Here is a 19,783-nt window from a genome sequence, read left to right on the forward strand (position 1 = left end):
CAGGAGGCCTGCAGAGCAGAATGTCTTGAAATCGTTTTGGGGCACGAACACCTTAGGGAACGGTTCACAGGGTGAAACCAAAACGCGCGATGTTCACAACATAAACTACGCTAATAACATCAAGATAAAGAGGTATGTTCATGAAACGCCATGCATTTTCCACTGCCGCCTTCTCGGGTGCGCTCATTGCTGCAGCGACCTTCGCGTCACCTGCGGTGGCACAAGAACGCTACATCACCATCGGTACAGGCGGCCAAACCGGTGTTTATTACGTCGTCGGCCAGTCGGTTTGCCGTATGGTTAACCGTGGCAGCGATGAGCACAACATTCGCTGTAACGCACCGTCTACCGGTGGTTCGGTTGCTAACGTGAACGGCATGAAGAGCGGCGAGTTGGACATGGGCGTTGTTCAGTCTGATGTTCAATACCGCGCTTACAATGGCGAAGCCAACTTCGAAGAAGAAGGACCTTGGGAAGAGATGCGCTCGGTATTCACCATGCATGGTGAGCCGCTAACCGTGGTTGCTCGTGCTGATTCCGGTATTGAGACCATCAGCGATTTCCCTGGCAAGCGTGTCAACATCGGTAACCCGGGTTCTGGTCAGCGTAATACCATGGATGTGGTCATGGAGGCGTTTGGCTGGGACGAAGACACCTTTGCGCTGGCGTCTCAGCTAGATGCCGCCGAGCAGTCTGCAGCCCTGTCAGATAACAACATCGATGCGATGGTCTATGTTGTTGGTCACCCGAACGGTTCTATCCAAGAAGCCACGACTACCATCGATGCGCGCTTAGTGCCGGTGACCGGTGATGAAATCGACGCGCTGATTGAAGAGTACCCGTACTACACCCGCTCTGTGATTCCGGGTGGCCTGTACCGTGGTAACGACGAAGACGTTGAAACCTTTGGCGTTGCCGCTACCTTCGTTTCTTCAGCCGATGTTGATGAAGACATTGTCTATGAAACAGTGAAAGCAGTATTTGAAAACTTTGATCGCTTCAAGCGTCTGCACCCAGCGTTTGAAAATCTTAACGAAGAAGACATGATCTCTGACGGCTTAACCGCCCCGTTGCATGACGGCGCAGCGCGTTATTACCGTGAGCGTGGCTGGATCGAGTAAGTTTAAGCACCAGCGTAAAGATAGGTCGGTGAGTAGTATTCACCTCGAGTAGTAAAGCGCGGGCACCCTGGGTGTCCGCGCTTCTTGTTGAAAGCGCTGATTGTCAGCGCTGACCATAGGCAGGGCAAGCGTATGCGTGATGACAAACAACCTTCGGCGGTCGCTGAAAGTGACCTAGAGGATATGGTTGCTTCCAGCGACTCGGGGGCAAGAAAGCCCGCAGGCGTGCCGGGGAAACTGTTGGTAAGCATTGCAGCGATATGGTCGCTGTTTCAACTTTGGATAGCTTCACCGCTGCCGTATATGGTGGGGGTCGGTGTATTTAATGCCACTGAATCACGCTCGATTCATTTGGCGTTCGCGCTGTTTCTTGCCTTTATGGCTTACCCCGCATTTAAGCGCTCACCGCGTGACCGCATTCCGCTTCAAGACTGGGCGTTGGCAGCGGTAGCTGCTTTTTGCGGTTTGTACTTATTTATTTTTTATGCCGATTTAGCACAGCGCCCTGGGCGTCCTATCACTCAAGATATCGTGATTGGCGTGCTTGGCATCATTATGTTGTTAGAAGCCACCCGGCGTGCGCTGGGGCCGCCGTTAATGATCGTGGCGGGATTGTTTATTGCCTACTCGCTGTTTGGCCCTTACATGCCGGGCATTTTGGCCCACCGCGGTGTGAGTTTGGGCGGTTTGATTAATCACCAGTGGCTGGGCACCCAGGGGGTGTTTGGTATTGCGCTGGGCGTTTCTACCAGTTTTGTTTTCCTATTTGTTCTGTTTGGCGCACTGCTTGAGAAAGCCGGTGCGGGTAACTATTTCATTAAAGTCGCTTTTTCCATGCTGGGCCATTTGAAAGGCGGGCCAGCCAAAGCCGCCGTCGTGGCGTCAGGGTTGACTGGCTTGATCTCAGGATCGTCGATTGCCAATACGGTAACCACGGGTACGTTTACGATCCCGATGATGAAGCGCGTTGGCTTCAGTGCAGAAAAAGCGGGCGCTGTTGAAGTTGCCTCCTCAGTGAATGGCCAAATCATGCCGCCGGTCATGGGCGCCGCTGCGTTCTTGATGGTGGAGTACGTGGGCATTTCTTACGTCGAAGTTATTAAGCATGCCTTTTTGCCTGCGATCATTTCCTATATTGCCCTTATCTATATTGTTCACCTTGAAGCCTTAAAGGCGGATATGAAGGGGCTGCCTTCAAGCAATCCTAAACGCCCTTTGTTGAACAAGATTCTTGGCTTTATGACCGGCCTGATTTTGTTGATGGCGCTATCGTTTGTCGTTTATTACGGCCTTGGCTGGCTCAAGCCGGTATTAGGTGATGCGGCCCCCTGGGTCGTGTCTGTGGGTTTGGCGGTCATTTATGTCGGGCTATTGAAAGTTAGTTCGAACTACCCAGAACTCGAGATGGATGACCCGAATACTGCGGTGTTAACGCTGCCACAAACGCGGCCGACGGTCATGGTGGGGCTGCATTACATCCTGCCGGTTGTCGTACTGGTGTGGTGTTTGATGGTTGAGCGCATGTCTCCAGGGCTGTCAGCATTTTGGGCAACCATGTTTATGATCTTTATTATGCTCACTCAGCGCCCCGTGATCGCTTTTTTTCGTGGCCACAGCAAGTTCGCGGCGGATGTCAAAGAGGGCTTTAAAGACCTTTGGGACGGTCTTGTGGCCGGTGCGCGCAACATGATTGGTATTGGTATTGCCACCGCTACCGCCGGTATTGTGGTAGGCGCCGTGTCTCAGACCGGCGTGGGCTTAGTGCTAGCAGACGTCGTGGAGATTCTTTCCGGCGGCAACCTGATGATGATTTTGCTGCTTACCGCGCTGTTAAGCCTGATTTTGGGCATGGGCTTACCGACCACGGCCAACTACATTGTAGTTTCCGCGCTCATGGCGCCGGTGATTGTATTGTTGGGTCAGCAGAATGGACTGATTGTACCGCTGATTGCCGTGCATCTATTCGTGTTCTACTTCGGCATCATGGCGGACGTAACGCCCCCGGTGGGGTTAGCCTCATTCGCTGCGGCCGCGGTGTCAGGAGGCGACCCCTTGCGCACCGGTTTCCAGGCGTTTTACTACAGCCTACGCACGGCGGCACTGCCGTTCCTGTTCATCTTCAATACCGATTTGCTGCTGATCGATGTCACGGTGATGCAAGGCATTTTGGTGTTTATTGTCGCGACCAGCGCCATGCTGATATTTGCGGCGGGTACGCAAGGCTACATGCTTGTTCGTAGCCGCTGGTATGAATCGCTGTTACTGTTGCTAGTGGCCTTTACGCTGTTCCGCCCAGGTTTCTGGATGGACAGAATTCACAATCCTTACGAGTCAATTCCGCCAACTCAGTTTGCCGAAGCGCTAGGCAACGTCGAGGATGGCAGTAACCTGCGCGTGCAAATCGCCGGCGTCAATGATTACGGTGATCCAATGACGACCTACGTTCTGGTTCCTGTTCCTAGCGGTGATTCGGGTGAAGAACGTATGGAGGCACTGGGCATGGAGCTCGTCGCGGATGGCGATAAAGCCATGGTCGACTTCATTGAGTTTGGCAGCCAGGCGGCTGAGTTAGGCTTTGATTTTGATCAAGAGATCATTGAAGTGCTGGCGCCCGTGAATCGTTGGACCAAAGAGTGGCTGTGGATTCCGGCGCTCATTATCTTTGGCCTGGTGGTATTGCTTCAGCGCCGTCGGCGAGTAAAACAAACCGACGAGCCTGACAGTAAACCAGCAGCAACGGTCTAAAGGAGGTCATCATGTATCAGAAAATCCTACTGCCTGTGGATCTCAACGAAGAGGCTTCATGGAAGAAAGCATTGCCGACAGCGATTACGTTGTGTGAAACCTTTGGGGCATCGCTACATGTAATAACGGTGCTGCCGGAATTTAAGCTGCCTATGGTTGGTGCTTATTTCCCCAAAGACTTTTCGAAAAAAGCGCATGAAGCCATGACAGAAACCCAGCATGCTTTCATTCAGGCCAATGTTCCTGAGGGTATTAAAACGCAGAGCATCATCGTAGATGGATCTCCCTGGGAGGCCATCATCAAGGTGGGTAAAAAACTCAACGTTGATCTGATTGTGATGGCATCTCACACCAAGCGAAAGTTTGTCGACTATGTGCTAGGTCCTAACGCCGAACATGTTGTCCATCACGCCAAAGTGTCGGTCATGATTGTGCGCTAGAAAGGTGCGGATGAACTGCGCGCCTTGAAGGCACAGATCTGAAGACATTGACCTTGAAGACATAGATAAAGTGGTACATCTTATAAACTCCGGGCGAATAGCTCGGAGTTTTTTTGTCACAAGATAACGCGATGTTACAACGGTATTGAATTCATGTCTCATTGCGCGCTGACGGCTTATTTACACAGTAATCAGATTGAGGTGACGGCGGTGAAAGCATCTTTAATAGGTTGGGCAATACTGATGCTTGGCGTACCTCTTGTGGGGTGGGCTAGCGCGTCAGAGCCGCTGAATTTGTCGAATGCCCCCGTGCTTCTGACGGTGAGTGGCAATATTGCGCTTGAGAACGCGGGGCATGAAGTGCAGCTTGATCTCGCTACGTTAGAGGCACTACCGCAGTATGAGTTTGCAACGAATACGCCATGGACTGCCGAGGTTAATCATTATCGTGGACCGTTAATGCGTGATCTTCTATCACATTTAAACGCCGATACCGATACGGTGCACGTCGCAGCGCTGGATGGCTATGAAGCCGATATACCAGTCAGTGATTTTGAGAAATACGAGGTTATTTTGGCATTAACAAAAGACGGCGCCGCTATTCCGGTTCGCGAGCTCGGCCCGCTGTGGATACTTTATCCTTTTGACCAGGATGATGCGCTGCTAAGCGAAAAAATGCGCTTTAGATCGGTATGGCAGGTTATGCACATCAATGTCCGTTAGCGGTTTAACCACGCAGGTATCAAGCCTACTGCGCTACCCGCGGCGCCTTAAGTTCGCAGCAATCATTGCCGTACTATTATTCGCCGGTGCGTTAGTAGTGGCAACGCTGGCAGCCTGGCGACAGGATAATCTTACCCAAAGTTTGCGCGAAGATACTGCTTGGGTTGTTTATAAGCTGGACCGTGATGCGGTTCAACTGGTCAATCATGTACTGACATTGGATCATCAACCGCTAACGCCAGCGGAGCGCTATGCGCTTACCCTTCGCTTTGAACTGCTGTATAGCCGAATTACGTTACTCAACGAGGGAGACGTCAGCGCGTTATTACAAAATATCACGACTGCACGCGAGCTGTTTAGTCAGATCCAAACGCAGGTAGATGGGCTGGATATGATGTTCAGGGCTTTTGGGGTGCCTGACCACCGAGGCGTGTCACAGCCACTCCCGCTGGCGGCATTGGGAGATAAACTTCAGACACTGACGCGAAGTACTGAGCGTCTTGTTATTGCTATTAACGGCTACTTAGCGGAGTCGGCGACGGCAGAGCGAGAACAGCTCAGCCTGCTCTACAGACTTCTTATGACGTTGATCGTCGCAATGAGTTTAGCGGCCTTTTTGGTGGTCGCTTTTTTAGTGCGTGAAACACGCGAAAGTGCAGCGATAAGGCGCGAGCAGGCACAGCTTGCTCTACAGTTGGAAGTGACCGCTAAACAGGCGCAGGCGGCGAACCAAGCAAAATCGGATTTTTTAGCGATCGTTAGCCATGAAATTCGCACGCCTTTGAACGGTGTCATTGGTATGAGCGAGCTATTGCGTGAATCTGTAAGTCCTGCACAGGTAGAAGACTACGCCTATACGATCCACGATAGCGCTAATCAGCTGCTATCAATGATCAATGAAATTCTCGATTTCTCGAAAATTGAGGCCGGGCACTTAGCCCTTCAAACATCGCCCACGGCTATTCGTTTACTGGTCGACAGCGTGGTGGAACTATTTACGCCGCGGATAAAAATGAAGGAATTAACCTTTAGCGTTGACGTGGACACACGGGTACCCGCTTGGGTGATGGTCGATGCAGGGCGGCTCAGGCAAATATTACTTAATCTTATCGCCAATGCGATTAAATTCACCGACTACGGTGGGATCAGCGTTCAAGTCTCCACTAAGTTCGATCAGCTAGTATTTGAAATTAGCGACACGGGATGTGGGCTGAGTGAACATCAGCAGGCCCGCCTTTTTGAGCCTTTTCAGCAGGCCGATGAGTCCGTGACTCGGCGTTTTGGTGGAACCGGATTGGGCCTGGCGATTTGCAAACGCCTAAGCGAGGCGATGCAAGGACGAATAGTCGTGTCGAGCCATCTTGGCCAAGGCAGTATCTTTCGGTGTGAGCTGCCCTTGGTGGAGGCTGATCCGGTGTCAGTGTCATTGCCCAGCGCACCTCAACAGGACTTTACTGGCATAACGTTGCTGCTAGTCGAAGATAACGCGGTGAATCGCAAAGTGGCGATTGGTTTATTATCCCGTTTAGGTTGCGATGTCGTGTGGGCTGAAAATGGCCAGGATGCCCTTGCCATGGCTCAGTCTCAACAGGTGCATCTTATCTTTATGGATATCCAGCTGCCCGATATGGATGGCCTTACGGTCGCACAGCTTATGCGCGAGCAGGGTGGCTGGCTTGACAGTGTGCCTATCGTCGCTATGACGGCGGGTGGCGCGGAGGATGACCGCCAACGCTGTCTTGCGGCGGGCATGAGCGATTACCTTACCAAACCGCTGTCGCTATCTGCGCTAAGTAGCCTGCTGGCATCGCAGCTTTTTGCCACGCCCGACGCGGCTTCTCTGCCAGCGCTGCCGGTCTTGCAAACGCAGCTCGGCGCGCAGTCATTACTCAATACCGACACGCTGAACATGCTAAAAGCGACCCTAGGCGATGTGAGCTTGACGCAGCTGATCACGCTTTATCACCAGCAAGTAAGTGATTACTGCGAGCAGCTAACGGCCTGCCTAGCGCAGGCCCCTCTCAGCGATGAGCAGCAACAGCAGGTCGTACGTTTGGCGCACCAGCTGCGCGGCGAATCTGTGAGTATGGGAGCCGACAAGCTGGCCGACCAGGCGCAGCAGCTGGAAACATTAATGACAACGGATCCGTTCACTCAAAGCAAACGAGATGAGATATTTAGCGCGTTACGCTTAACGGCGTCGCACACTCATGCAGCGATGGAGAAATGGTGCCGTGAGCACCTATCAGGCTGAGCCTGTAACAGTGAGGGCTAGTACTGCCATTGTTGTATATCGCTACGGGCCATACTGAATAACACTGTAAGCTTGTTTTGAATAATCATAATGCTCAGGAGCCTTTCAATGATCTACGCCAACCCTAGTGACACTGGTTCAGTGGTGTCATTTGAAAAACGCTACGGCAACTATATCGGCGGTGAGTTTGTCGCCCCGGTGAAAGGCCAGTACTTCGATAATATTAGCCCCGTCAACGGCAAGGTGTTTTGCGAAATTCCTCGCTCTACTGCAGAAGATATTGATAAAGCGCTTGATGCGGCCCATAAAGCGGCGCCTGCATGGGGGAAAACGTCCGCCCAAGAGCGCAGTAACATTTTGCTGAAAATCGCCGATCGCATTGAGCAAAATCTTGAAATGCTGGCGGTGGCCGAAACTTGGGATAATGGTAAGGCCGTCCGGGAAACGCTCAATGCCGATATTCCTCTGGCCGTTGATCATTTTCGCTACTTTGCAGGCTGTATTCGCGCCCAGGAAGGCTCGGCAGCAGACATTGATGCCAATACTGTTTCCTATCATTTCCACGAGCCACTAGGCGTTGTAGGGCAAATTATCCCCTGGAACTTCCCAATTCTAATGGCTGTTTGGAAACTGGCGCCCGCACTCGCCGCAGGTAACTGCGTGGTATTGAAGCCCGCGGAGCAAACGCCTGCGTCGATTTTGAAAGTGGCGGAGTTGATTGGCGACCTGCTGCCCGCCGGTGTGTTGAACATTGTTAACGGCTTTGGTGCAGAGGCAGGGCAGGCGCTGGCGAGCAGTAAGCGTATCGCTAAAATTGCCTTTACCGGCTCTACCCCCGTTGGCTCTCATATTCTTAAATGCGCGGCAGAAAATATTATTCCCTCTACCGTAGAGCTGGGCGGCAAGTCACCGAATATTTATTTTGCCGACATCATGAATGCCGAACCGACGTTTATTGATAAGGCGGTAGAAGGTCTAGTGCTGGCATTCTTCAACCAAGGCGAAGTGTGTACCTGTCCGTCACGTGCGCTTATCCAAGAGAGTATGTACGACGAGTTCATGGCCAAGGTGCTGGAACGCACCAAGCTTATTAAGCGCGGCAATCCGCTGGATACCGATGTACAGGTAGGTGCGCAGGCTTCTCAAGAGCAGTTCGACAAGATCATGTCGTACATGGATATTGCTCGCGATGAAGGCGCCGAGTTCCTCACCGGCGGTGAGAAAGAAGTTCTTGATGACAGCATCAACAGCGGTTACTACATTCAGCCCACGTTGTTGAAAGGCAATAACCAGATGCGCGTCTTCCAAGAAGAGATTTTTGGGCCGGTGGTGGCGGTCACCACGTTTAAAGATGAAGCAGAGGCGTTAGCGATTGCCAACGATACCGAGTTTGGTCTGGGCGCGGGCGTGTGGAGCCGCGATATTAACGTTGCCTTTCGTATGGGCCGTGGTATCCAAGCCGGTCGCGTATGGACCAACTGCTACCACCAGTATCCTGCTCACGCGGCTTTCGGTGGCTACAAGAAATCTGGCGTTGGCCGCGAAACGCATAAGGTGGCGCTTGAGCACTATCAGCAAACCAAAAACCTGCTGATTAGCTACGATATAAACCCGTTAGGCTTTTTCTAACGCTTAGATGCTAGCGACGCGCGTATGCGTGCAAAAAATCCCGACCATGTGTGGTCGGGATTTTTGTTTTGGCTGACTTACATCTGAGAGTCTTCAGGCGGCTCGCCTATCGTGCCGGGCATCGGTTGTACGTGGCCCATCTGCTTACCCGTCAGGGTAAGGAAATGCAGGTGACGCTCATACTCTGCTACCAAATCGCCAATCACTTGTCCACGGGTATAGCCGTTAAGGTCTTTATCCTGCCCCCCTTCCGCTAGGTACACGTCCAGGCGAACATAGAAGTCATCATCCGCTTGGATAAAGCTAGGGGTGCGCATGCGGTGAGGGCATACTTGGTAGACAAAGCTAGTGGCGTCGCCAAAGTCGACCTGCAACATCAGGTTGGGAAGCGTTTCCCCCTCAATCGCTTCTTCACTTACGTTGGCAGTTTGGCCACGGCGCTCAAGCTCCTGAGCAAACTGTGTCATCGCTGGGCGAATTGCATGTTCAATGGTGGCGGCTGCACCGGCGCGATTAGAGGTGTCAAGGGCGCGGTCTAAGCGTTCTTTCCAATCGCCGCCAGGCGCACTACCGGCAATCATGCGACGTGCATCTGCCTTGCTACCTTCTAATTTCAAGGCTTTGTACATGCCCACCATCACCGCAAAAATAACCAGTGAGAAGGGCAGTGCGGTGATGACCACGGCGCTTTGCAGTGCATTTAAGCCGCCGGCCATCAGCAGAGCAATGGTGATCAAACCGATCATGGCTGACCAGAAAATACGCAGCTTCACCGGCGCATCGTGGTTCACGTCGCTCAGAATAGACGTGAAGTTGGCCAGCACCAGCGCTCCAGAATCCGCTGAGGTAATAAAGAACACAATACCCAGAACGGTGACGACTGCCGCGGTAATGCCGACATAAGGGAAGTACTCAAGCAGCGTGTAGATCGTGGTTTGCGGGGTGTTGAGCGCCTGCTCACCTAGCTCGACAACGCCTTGATTAGCGACCAGTTCTATACCGCTATTCCCGAATATCGACATCCAAACCATCATAAAGGCGAGGGGGATAAACAGTGCACCGGCGACGAACTCACGAATAGTACGGCCACGGGAAATACGTGCCAGGAATAGGCCCACGAACGGGGTCCAGGCAATCCACCAGCCCCAGAAGAAAATCGTCCACCACATTTTCCACTCTTGAGCCCCCTCGTCGGCGAAGGCGTAAGTGTCAAAGCTGGCACCTACAAAGCCCGATAGATAATCGCCAGCGTTGTTGACCACTTTATCCAGCAACATCAGCGTGTCCCCTGAGAAGAGTACAAACAGCAACAGCGCCAATGCCAGTAACATATTAAACTCTGACAGCCGGCGAATGCCTTTCTCAACGCCTGTAACCACGGAAATCGTCGCTAATATGACCACCAAGACAATCAAGATCACCTGCACGGTGAGGTTTTCCGGCACCCCGAACATGTAGGTGAGGCCGTAGTTAAGCTGTATTACCCCAATCCCGAGGCTCGTAGCAATGCCGAAGACGGTGGAGATCACTGCGGTAATATCCACCGCGTTGCCAATCGGGCCGTGGATACGTTTGCCTAGGATCGGATAGAGCGCACTACGGATCGCCAGCGGCAAGCGATGGCGGTAGCTGAAGTAGGCCAGCGCCATACCCATCAACACGTACAGCCCCCAGCCGGAGAGCCCCCAGTGCAGATAGGTTTGAACGACGGCGTTACGCATCGCTGCTTGGCTTTCCGGGGTTAAATCCGGTGGTGCCAAATAGTGGGCGACAGGCTCGGCAACGCTGAAGAACAGCAGGTCAATGCCGATCCCTGCAGCAAACAGCATGGCCGACCAAGAGAGTAGTGAAAATTCTGGTCGTGAGTGGTCAGGCCCCAGGCGAATACTGCCAAAGCGCGACATACCAATAGCCACCACAAATACCAAATAGGCCACTATGGCCAGCATGTAATACCAGCCAAACGTTTTGCTTACCCAGGCGAGTCCGGCATCAAAGAAGGCGCCAGCTTGCTCGGTGAATAACATGGTAAGCACCAGAAAGATCAGGATGCCAGCCACACTGCCGTGAAAAACGACGGGATTGAGGCGGTCTCGGGAGGGATGAATAGGGTTGTCTTTCGCCATGCAGGCGTACTCCTGTGGTTGAAAGGTGGAGGTAATATTTTATTTTGAATGAACGTTCAAATAAAATACGTGAATAACTGCTACCCTTCAAGTTTACGAGTGCCTGAAACTGCTTGAGTTAGTGCGGATTGGGTAACTTGCAGACGTGAAAACGCCCGGAAAACCGGGCGTTTTCAAGAAAGTAGCTACGCGGCGAATGTTTATTCGCTATCGGCACGTTCGTCGCTATTATCGTGGTGGCCGCGTTTGCCCCGATGTTCTTCATGCGCTTCACGCATGGCGTTGTGAAGTGCTTCTTGCTCTTCTTCGGTGAGAATGCCAGCGACTCGCTCTTTATGCTCTTCACGCAGCGCATGTATTGCTTCGCGATGTTCAGCGTGTGCTTCATTGAGCTCAGCCTGCTTATCAGCTGAGATTTCGGCGCGCTGATACACCTCTTGGCGACGCTCTTCCATACGTTCTTCCATGCGCTGACGATCAGCACCGGAAGCCTCATGGTCACCGTGGCTGTCTGCTTGGGCCGTTAATGTGATCGATGCTAACGCAGCAGCGAGTAAGGCCGGGGCAAACAGTTGGCGAATTGACATTTTCTGAGTACCTGAAATGTTCATAGCATCTCTCCTGGTAAGTTGACGATGTCATTATCGCTAGGTGCAGTGCAAACTGCTTGCAGTTAGTGTGCAACAATCATGGTCTTATTGGCTTGCTGCAGATCGTAGCTAAGGGTAGTTCGTCAATAGTAGACAGGGACGCTATTCATTAAGGAGAAACATAATGTCGCGAATCGAGCTATCTCGCGTGTGGCAGCCGCGCTGCGCGTTCACCACTTTGCGCCGAGTAACCGGATTGGGTGCTCTTGCTTTGATGCTGAGTGGCTGTAGCGCCGCTCAGCATGTGGGCCAAAATGAGTCCGCGGTTAAGAGTGGTACGTTGCATGAACCCCAGCCCTTTACGCGCTTGGCGCCACGGATCTACACGCCTGATGATTGGCCGCAGGCGCTAAAGGCCGATGTCTATTTGCCTGATGGGTCGACTAGCGCCCTACGCCCTGCTGCCTTATTGGTTCACGGTGGAGGCTGGCGAAACCGTACGCCAGAAGACATGCAGAGCATTGCTGAACAGTTGGCAGGGCAAGGCTACGTGGCGGTTAACATTGAGCATCGGTTTGTGCCTGAGTATCGCTTTCCTACCCAGCTGCATGATTTGCAGCAGGCAATGGCGTGGATCCATGCCAATGCTGAAGAGTGGCAGGTAGATACTAATCGCATCGTAGGCGTTGGATATTCATCTGGGGCGCACTTGGTGAGCCTGCTGGCACTGGCTGGCGTCGAAGGGCCGCTGGCCGAGCCTTACGGCGGCGAGCAGAGCCGACTAGCGGCGGTGTTGGCGGGTGGGTTGCCAAGTGATCTGCTTAAATTCGATGACGGGCCCTTAGTGGTCGACTTTATCGGCGGTACGCGAGCCGAAGAAACCGAGGCATATCGCTTGGCGTCGCCCATTTACCATATTACCCCGCAGTCTCCGCCGTTTTTTATATTCCACGGCAAGTGGGATCGCCTCGTGCCGGTAGACCATGCCACAGACTTCTATCAAGCGCTGCAGGATAACAACGTCGAGAGCGAGCTTTATCTGCAAAGCTTTAAAGGCCATATAGCCAGCTTCTTACTGCGTGGTGGCGCTATTGATGCAGGCATTAAGTTTCTTAATCGTCAGGTATTCACTGCGGATTAGACTTTAGTTGCGTTCTTGCTGCATGCAAGGCTGGTGACAGTTTCGTGGGTTAGCGTCTTAGGCTTACAGGTCAATACCTGTTTATACGGTTAAATAATCTTATAAAAAAGAGAGAGCCCGCTATGCCTAACACTTATCGCGCTTCACTATCGCTTACGATGAAATCCTTGCTGGTTGGAGCAACAGCTACCATTGCTGCACTGGCCATTGCACTACCTGCCGCGGCTGAAGACTTTCCCTCTCGCCCGCTCAATATGGTGGTGGGATTCGGTACCGGGGGAAGTGCCGATCGCCTTGCCCGCATTATGTCTGGGCCTCTCTCAGAAGAGATAGGTGTGCCGATACAAGTCACCAATCGTCCTGGTGCGGGAACGCAAGTTGCTTCTAACTACGTTCTGAACGTTCCTGATGACGGTTACACGGTTTACGCCTCAACGTTCGCGCCTTACTTAACTAACTCTATTCTGATCGGAGGCGCTGAATTTAGTGTCGATGATTTCTCTTATATCAACTTTCAGTGGTTCGATTTAGACATTATTGCAGCGAATAAAGACAGTGGTTATGAAGACCTGCCTAGCTTGCTTGAGGCAATCCGAGAGGAAAAAGGACAGGTACGTGGCGCGGTCGTTCAGGGTTCTGCTGGCCACTTGATGGTGCGTTTGTTGCTTGACGAAGCGGGCATACCGCAAGAAAACCTGAACTTAGTGACCTATAACAGCGGTGGTGAAGCACGCTCAGCCGTTGCAGGAGGGCAAGTTGACTTTGTCTCTATTAGCGCTCAGGGCAGTGAGGGTATCCGAGAGTTTCTTACTCCGTTGGCAATTGTGAGTGATGAGCGCATTGATCAGTGGGATGCCCAGCCTATCAATGAAGCATTGGCGCCCATGGATATTGAAGTGCCTATTCTGCAGGGATCTATGCGTGGCTTTGCAGTGACTAGTGAAATGGAACGTCAACACCCTGAACGTTTTGAAAAACTGTCTTCAGCTATTCAAAGTGCTCTGGCTCGTAAAGATGTACAAGAACAGCTTGAGAGCAATGAAATGGGCGGTATTTGGGTTGGCCCAGAGCGTTCCAATGAATTGATGCGCGAAAACTATCAAGTGTTCGAACAATACGCCCACCTGCTTAACTGATTTTTCCAAGCTAATTTTTCTAACTGGCCCTTCCATGATTGCTGGCTCTTCAAGTTAATGAAGAGCCAGCATGGAGTTTTACCATGTCTGAATATAAACGCGACTATGGGGACTTTTTAGTTCTCATGGGCCTGGGTGCTTTTACATTGTGGTATTTATTAGACGCCATTAGTGTATCTGCTACTCCGCAGAATCTGCTGCTGATTCTACCGCTTGCCATTATTGTACTCGTTATAATTGCGCTTGAATTGATCCTCCGGATAAAGCATGGCTCGCTATTCCAGGGCTCTGAAGAAGAGCCACTGCACCGTACATTACCTGTTGTAGGGCTATTTGCCGCTTATGTCCTATCGCTTGAAACCCTAGGCTTTGATATTGCTACGGTGATCTTCCTGGCGCTCTTTTTGATACTTAAAGGTGAACGTAATTGGCTGCTATTAAGTGGTTATAGCGTTGCTTTTGGGCTTAGTGTCGCGTTCTTCTTCTCGCAGATGCTGCCGTATCCCATGACGCTACTACTACTACCGAGCTGAGGAAAAAATATGATTGATTTTGGCGCGATTGGGCAGGGTTTAGATCTGCTTTTTTCCAGCTTTGGCCCTTGGTTGGTGGTAGTGCCTGGGATCGTACTAGGACTGATTTTCGGGGCTACTCCAGGTCTGCAAATTTCTATGGCCATGGCTATTTTCTTGCCCATGACGATGTATATGGATTTTATCCAAGCCATGCTGTTTCTTACCGCTATTTTTACAGGCGGTTCTTTTGGTGCCGGTATCCCTGCGATTTTAATGAATATACCCGGTACATCTTCAGCCATTGCCACTGCTTTTGATGGTTATCCTATGGCGCGGAAGGGGCAGCATAATCAGGCGCTAGGTATCGCATTAGCCTCATCGGTGATTGGCGCCCTGATGGGCTACGTTGTGCTTTTCTTCATGATCCAGCCTCTTTCCTACATGGTGTTGAGACTAGGCCCTGCAGAGATGTTCGTGGTTATCCTTTGGGGCATGACACTCATTGCTAGCTTGAAAGGTGAACAGGTTTTAAAAGGCTTAATAGCCGGATTTATAGGCCTCCTGGTAGGCACTATAGGGTTTAGTGAAATAGGTTTAGCACGTGGCACGATGGGGCAAACTTATCTTTTAGATGGCGTACCGGTTATACCGGCGATGATGGGTATGTTTGCTGCTTCTGAGCTGTTCAAACTAGCCAACAAAGGTTTCATCGTAGAATCTGCTGATGCCCGCAAGGTGAAAATTAGTGAAATCTTCGAAGGTTGCAAGATGGCGATGCGGTATCCGGTGGTTATGATTCGCGGGGGCTTGATTGGTGTGTTAGTGGGTGCAGTGCCTGGCGTCGGTTCATCGGTTTCTAACTTGCTCTCTTACATAGAAACAAAGCGGCGAGATCGTGACCCTGATTCCTTTGGAAAAGGTAACCCAAAGGGCGTCGTAGCGTCAGAAGCGGCAAATAGCAGTTCCGAAGGTGGCTCAATGGCAACGCTGCTAGCGTTAGGCATTCCCGGTGGCGGTGCCACAGCGGTTATGTTGGCGGCATTTGCCATGCATAACATTACCGGTGGTCCGCAGTTTATTCGTCAACAGACGGACGTAGTTTACGCGATCATTTTCGCCAATTTTGCCCAAGTATTTTTATTGGTGATCATCGGGCTGCTGTTTATTCCCTTGCTGGCTAATATCGTCAAAGTTCCCATGCGATTTTTAATTCCATCGGTTTTAGTGCTGGCCGTTATGGGCTCGTTCGGACTAACCGGAAATATGACAGGTCCGGCCACTGTACTTATTTTTGCCGTTATTGGCTGGATCTTCCGTCACTACGGCTACTCGGTACCCGCGGCTGTGATTGGCATGCTACTCGGCTCTTTGGCCGAAAAGTCGCTACTCCACTCCTACCAAATCAGCGGGGGGGACATTATGTATGTGTTTGAGCGTCCGGTGACACTAGCTATCTTTGCATTGCTGCTAGTCTCTTTGTTTAGCCAGCCATTGATGAAAAAGCTTAAAGCTCGCCAAGAGGCTGCCCAACTATGATTCCTGAGTTCAGGATTTGAAATGTTGAAACGCACTGGTATTACCGTTGGCTTGGGATTTTTGGGTGGCTGGCTTGCCACCCTTTTATCGTTGCCTTTGGCATGGATGCTGGGCCCTCTTTTTATGGTGCTGTGCTTATCACTGATGGGCGTGAATACTGGCATCGATAAGCGCTTACACCGCACGGCCATTGCACTGCTAGGGCTTTTTATTGGTAGCCGTATTCAGGCTGACGAATTGTTAGGATTAGTACTTTGGTATCCCAGCGTACTGGCCATGTTGGTATACATGGCGCTGATGTTATTCGGCGGTTACTGGATTTTTAATCACGCCAACGTAGGGCGTATGAACGCCATGTTTTGCGCTTATCCGGGGAGCATGAATTCAGCGTTGGTGCTGGCCGAACGGGCTAACGGTGATTTGCGCTGGATCGCTATCTCGCACTCTCTGCGTCTAGTGACTGTGGTTTCGGGAGCTGCGATAGTGGCAAGTTTTTTTGTCGACGATGTTACGCTACGCAGTTCGACTTCTTCCTTCACCATCATGGATGGTTTGCCGCTGGTGTTGGCAACGCTATGTTGGTGGCTGGGGCGTTTATTGAAGATTCCCTTGCCTGAGTTTCTTGGGCCAATGGCGGCAGGTGCCATTGTTGCAAACCTTGGGTTCGATTACTCGCTACCTACTTGGATCGTGCTAACGGCATTTCTGGTATTAGGAGCGTCGGTGGGTGCGCGCTTTTCGGGAACTCAGTGGTCACAGGTGATCAGCATGGGCCGTTATGGCATTGCGTTTGCCCTATTTGCACTGTTGGTTGCTGCGCTAATGGCATGGCTAGTATCCAGTTTCACGCACCTCTCATTTTTGGCAGTACTGCTTGCGTTGATTCCCGGTGGGGTAGGCGAAATGGCGGTTATAGCAATGGTGTTAGATATAGATCCAGTATATGTAGTTTCTCATCATATACTGCGTCTACTGCTACTAATATTTATGACCCCTCTAATGATACGCATAGCCAATGGGTCGGCTAAGCAATAGGAAAGGCGACGGTTACTTCAAATCCTCCCTGTGGCCTATTGCCAAGATAAAGCCGTGCAGAGTGGGTGGTTGCGATCTGCTCCACAATGGCGAGACCTAGGCCGCTACCTGGGAAGTGCTTATTGTGGCGGAAAAAACGTTCGGTTAGTTTGGGGAGCTGTTCTTCATCGACACCAGTACCGTCATCACTGACCGTTAACGTCACCTTATCGCTGTCTGTGGCTAATGCGACAGTGATAACACCTTCGTAGACCACGCTGCCTCCAGCATGCAGGCTGGCATTTTCGATGAGATTTGTCACGAGCCATCTCAGCATAATGGGATCGCCAAGAATGCTGGGTATCGCTGTATATTGGTCAAAAGCAAGCTCCTGGTTTTTTTGATAAATATTAGGAGCGGTCTGTGCACAGGCATCGTGGCAAATAGCGATTAAATCAACATGTTCTAGGTGCGAGGTGTCTATTAATTCACTGCGTGTTTTGGCGTATTTGAGCAGTTGTTTGACGGTATGGCTGGCATGCTCAGCAATGCGCTGAATTTCCCGCAGGCTAGTATGCGCTGGTGTTTGGGAAGGAGTCTTAAGCGACATTTCAGTTAAAGCGCGAATTTCAGAGATAGGCGTTCTGAGCTGATGGGAGACATCGGCATTCAGTTGCTGTGTGCTTTCAATGCTACGTCGCATGCGCTGCATCAAGTTGTTAATGCTTTGAATAAGAGGCAGAATTTCCTTAGGGGCGTTGTCATCCAGAGCATGCAAATCATTCGGTGAACGTTGACGTAGAGCCTGACTGACTGCATTAAGTGGTGCCAGCCCCCAGTGTATCGCCATTAAGGCAATGGAGATTGCTAATAGCCCGGTAACAACCATTAACCCTGTGAGCGTTATCATAAAATCGTTGGTGAGTGTATAGCGAGCTTCTTTTGACTCGGCAACGATCACTTCAATGTCGGTCTGCGCACGGCCCCGGCTAAAGGGAAGTGTCAGCGCTACCGCTCGTAGCTCATTACCTGCATAGTCCACATCATAAAAAATCGGTTCATAGGAATAGCTTGGAGGGTCGGTTAGGCCGCTAAAGCCTGCGATCATGCGGCCTTGTGTGTATTTAAGCGATAAAAAATTTTGCCTTCACCTCGGCTACCCAGCGTACTAACGCTGAAGTAGTGCATGTTGATACGCAGATCATTATTGACAGTATAAAGGCGACGCTCTAGCCGTTGTGCGGCATTTAAGAGCATATTGTCAAAGGTTTCGTTGATTTGACGTGATAAAAGTAGATGGCTCGAGACCAAAGCAAGCACTGCTAGTGCTGTAAAGGGCACGCCAATCCAAATCAGCAGTCGACTGCGGATCGACTGGCTTTTATTCATGGGGTAAGCCTTTGGTATCTTTAGATTCTAAATAGTAGCCCAGCCCACGTACTGTTTTTAAGCCGAAATCGTAGCCGATTTTTTTGCGAATACGTGAAATGTAGGTTTCCACGGCAGCGTAGCTCACTGAGTCATCAGAGTTAGACAGCCGGTCGATGATTTGATCCTTATTGACCAGCCTGTTCTGATTGATCATGAGGTATTCCATGACCTCAAGCTCTCGTCTATGTAATAGCAGAGGCTTGCCATCTAGACGCAGCTCCATCGCATCGGGCAGAAATTCTAAGCGTCCACATTGGAGTGTTTCACCGCCGAAGTGTTTGGCGCGACGTACTAGCGCCCGCGCCCGCGCCGTGACTTCTTCCAGGGAAAAAGGTTTGCATAGATAATCATCGGCACCTATTTCAAGACCGAGGATGCGCTGATCCAAGCTATCTCTCGCTGAGATAATTAATACCGGAATGGTATTCTGAGCGTGACGCAGCTCTCGTAAAAGTGTGATTCCATCCACTTCAGGCAAGCCAAGATCCAGCACTAGTAGGTCATAATCACCTTGTTCGAGCATGTGCAGCGCTCTTCTGCCATCGTTGGCAACATCAATACTAAAGGCGGCTTCACTAAGTGTAGCTGCAATAGAGCGCGCTAAATTGAGGTTATCTTCTACTACTAGCGCTTTCATAGGTCATCTCGTTGTTAACCTTCTGGCTGATACTTATAGCCGACGCCATAGACTGAACGAATAATTTCTAGCTCTGGCAGCGCTTCGTGGATTTTCTTACGCAGCTTCTTGATGTGGCTGTCCACGGTGCGCTCTGAGACGATGCGGTTATCGCGGTACATGTGATCCATTAACTGCTCGCGGCTGAAAATACGTCCCGGTGCCTGCATCATCACGCGCAGTAATTGAAATTCCACCGCGGTGAGTCCTAGGTCTTTGCCGTAAGCGAGCGCTTGCCAGCCATCTTCATTTAATACGACCGGTGCATGCTGAACGTCGGCAGGGGCGTTTGCTGCTGCCTGGCTACGGCGAAGCACGGCTTTGACACGGGCGACCACTTCACGGGGGCTAAAAGGCTTGCAGATATAGTCGTCAGCGCCTAACTCTAAGCCTAGCAAGCGGTCGACCTCTTCTACCTTGGCGGTCACCATAATGATCGCAATGGTCGGCCAGTGCTGGCGAATCTCACGGCTAAGCGTCAGGCCGTCTTTGCCTGGCAGCATAATGTCGAGCAGCACGAGTGCCGGGGAGTGCTGTGCTAGCCACGGCATAACTTCATCGCCGTGGGCTAATGTCGTGACCGAAAAACCATGCGTGGTTAAGTAATCTGCCATCAGGCGAGCAATTTTTGGTTCATCCTCAACAATCAGCAAAGAGGCTGCGTGAGACGCATCGTGAGACATAAGGAACTCGCTTAGCAGTGAGG

At 51.4% G+C, this 19,783-nt stretch carries 16 protein-coding genes and 1 pseudogene; 11 read left to right on the forward strand and 6 right to left on the reverse strand.

All coding sequences use genetic code 11. The features are described 5' to 3' along the window. The first annotated feature begins 140 nt into the window (after nt 1-140). From CIK78_RS06465 to CIK78_RS06490, 6 genes are all read left to right on the forward strand, one after another. Nucleotides 141-1,121: a TAXI family TRAP transporter solute-binding subunit gene (locus tag CIK78_RS06465; RefSeq protein WP_096278333.1), complete on the forward strand. Its 981-nt coding sequence runs from the start codon at nt 141-143 to the stop codon at nt 1,119-1,121. A 132-nt stretch (nt 1,122-1,253) separates the two neighbouring features. Continuing rightward, a complete protein-coding gene (locus tag CIK78_RS06470) occupies nt 1,254-3,866 on the forward strand; it encodes a TRAP transporter permease (RefSeq protein ID WP_096282296.1) in 2,613 nt (870 codons plus the stop codon). Between the two features lie 11 nt (nt 3,867-3,877). Next, entirely contained in the window at nt 3,878-4,306 is a 429-nt protein-coding gene (locus CIK78_RS06475) for a universal stress protein (protein ID WP_096278335.1), read from the forward strand. A gap of 210 nt (nt 4,307-4,516) precedes the next feature. Further along, entirely contained in the window at nt 4,517-5,029 is a 513-nt protein-coding gene (locus CIK78_RS06480; protein ID WP_255249091.1) for a molybdopterin-dependent oxidoreductase, read from the forward strand. After that, entirely contained in the window at nt 5,019-7,283 is a 2,265-nt protein-coding gene (locus CIK78_RS06485; protein WP_096278339.1) for an ATP-binding protein, read from the forward strand. Before CIK78_RS06480 ends, CIK78_RS06485 begins: the two co-directional genes overlap by 11 nt. Before the next feature lie 108 nt (nt 7,284-7,391). Beyond that, nucleotides 7,392-8,912, forward strand: coding sequence for an aldehyde dehydrogenase family protein (locus CIK78_RS06490; protein ID WP_096278342.1), 1,521 nt, complete (start codon nt 7,392-7,394; stop codon nt 8,910-8,912). Between the two features lie 77 nt (nt 8,913-8,989). Here CIK78_RS06490 and betT read toward each other — a convergent pair whose 3' ends face one another. Together betT and CIK78_RS06500 are read right to left on the reverse strand one after the other, a co-directional pair. Next, a complete protein-coding gene (betT, locus tag CIK78_RS06495; RefSeq protein WP_096278344.1) occupies nt 8,990-11,038 on the reverse strand; it encodes a choline BCCT transporter BetT in 2,049 nt (682 codons plus the stop codon). A 200-nt stretch (nt 11,039-11,238) separates the two neighbouring features. Beyond that, on the reverse strand, nt 11,239-11,649 hold the full coding sequence (locus CIK78_RS06500; RefSeq protein ID WP_096278346.1) for a hypothetical protein: 411 nt from the start codon (nt 11,647-11,649) through the stop codon (nt 11,239-11,241). Between the two features lie 163 nt (nt 11,650-11,812). Here CIK78_RS06500 and CIK78_RS06505 point away from each other — a divergent pair, with 163 nt between their 5' ends. From CIK78_RS06505 to CIK78_RS06525, 5 genes are all read left to right on the forward strand, one after another. Next, nucleotides 11,813-12,769 carry an alpha/beta hydrolase gene (locus CIK78_RS06505; RefSeq protein WP_096278348.1) on the forward strand — a complete coding sequence of 319 codons (957 nt, stop codon included), beginning with the start codon at nt 11,813-11,815 and terminating at the stop codon, nt 12,767-12,769. Nucleotides 12,770-12,891: 122 nt separating this feature from the next. Beyond that, nucleotides 12,892-13,905, forward strand: a complete 1,014-nt coding sequence (locus tag CIK78_RS06510) for a tripartite tricarboxylate transporter substrate binding protein (protein ID WP_096278351.1) — start codon at nt 12,892-12,894, stop codon at nt 13,903-13,905. 83 nt (nt 13,906-13,988) lie between these two features. Beyond that, nucleotides 13,989-14,438: a tripartite tricarboxylate transporter TctB family protein gene (locus tag CIK78_RS06515; RefSeq protein ID WP_096278353.1), complete on the forward strand. Its 450-nt coding sequence runs from the start codon at nt 13,989-13,991 to the stop codon at nt 14,436-14,438. Nucleotides 14,439-14,447: 9 nt separating this feature from the next. Continuing rightward, nucleotides 14,448-15,956, forward strand: coding sequence for a tripartite tricarboxylate transporter permease (locus CIK78_RS06520; RefSeq protein WP_096278355.1), 1,509 nt, complete (start codon nt 14,448-14,450; stop codon nt 15,954-15,956). A gap of 21 nt (nt 15,957-15,977) precedes the next feature. After that, on the forward strand, nt 15,978-16,991 hold the full coding sequence (locus tag CIK78_RS06525) for an AbrB family transcriptional regulator (RefSeq protein WP_096278357.1): 1,014 nt from the start codon (nt 15,978-15,980) through the stop codon (nt 16,989-16,991). On the opposite strand, the gene CIK78_RS18025 is transcribed toward CIK78_RS06525, so the two are convergent. From CIK78_RS18025 to CIK78_RS06540, 4 genes and pseudogenes are all read right to left on the reverse strand, one after another. Next, nucleotides 16,981-17,880: a HAMP domain-containing sensor histidine kinase gene (locus CIK78_RS18025; protein WP_318781521.1), complete on the reverse strand. Its 900-nt coding sequence runs from the start codon at nt 17,878-17,880 to the stop codon at nt 16,981-16,983. The genes CIK78_RS06525 and CIK78_RS18025 overlap by 11 nt on opposite strands. A gap of 63 nt (nt 17,881-17,943) precedes the next feature. Beyond that, nucleotides 17,944-18,359, reverse strand: a pseudogene (locus CIK78_RS18030) (sensor histidine kinase N-terminal domain-containing protein); the annotation flags it as partial. After that, a complete protein-coding gene (locus CIK78_RS06535) occupies nt 18,352-19,038 on the reverse strand; it encodes a response regulator transcription factor (protein ID WP_096278359.1) in 687 nt (228 codons plus the stop codon). The gene CIK78_RS06535 and the pseudogene CIK78_RS18030, both read right to left, overlap by 8 nt. 14 nt (nt 19,039-19,052) lie before the next feature. After that, nucleotides 19,053-19,760: a response regulator gene (locus CIK78_RS06540; protein WP_096278361.1), complete on the reverse strand. Its 708-nt coding sequence runs from the start codon at nt 19,758-19,760 to the stop codon at nt 19,053-19,055. Nucleotides 19,761-19,783 lie beyond the last annotated feature (23 nt).

Origin of the sequence: Halomonas sp. JB37 (assembly GCF_002332255.1) — a bacterium.
GTDB lineage: Bacteria > Pseudomonadota > Gammaproteobacteria > Pseudomonadales > Halomonadaceae > Vreelandella > Vreelandella casei.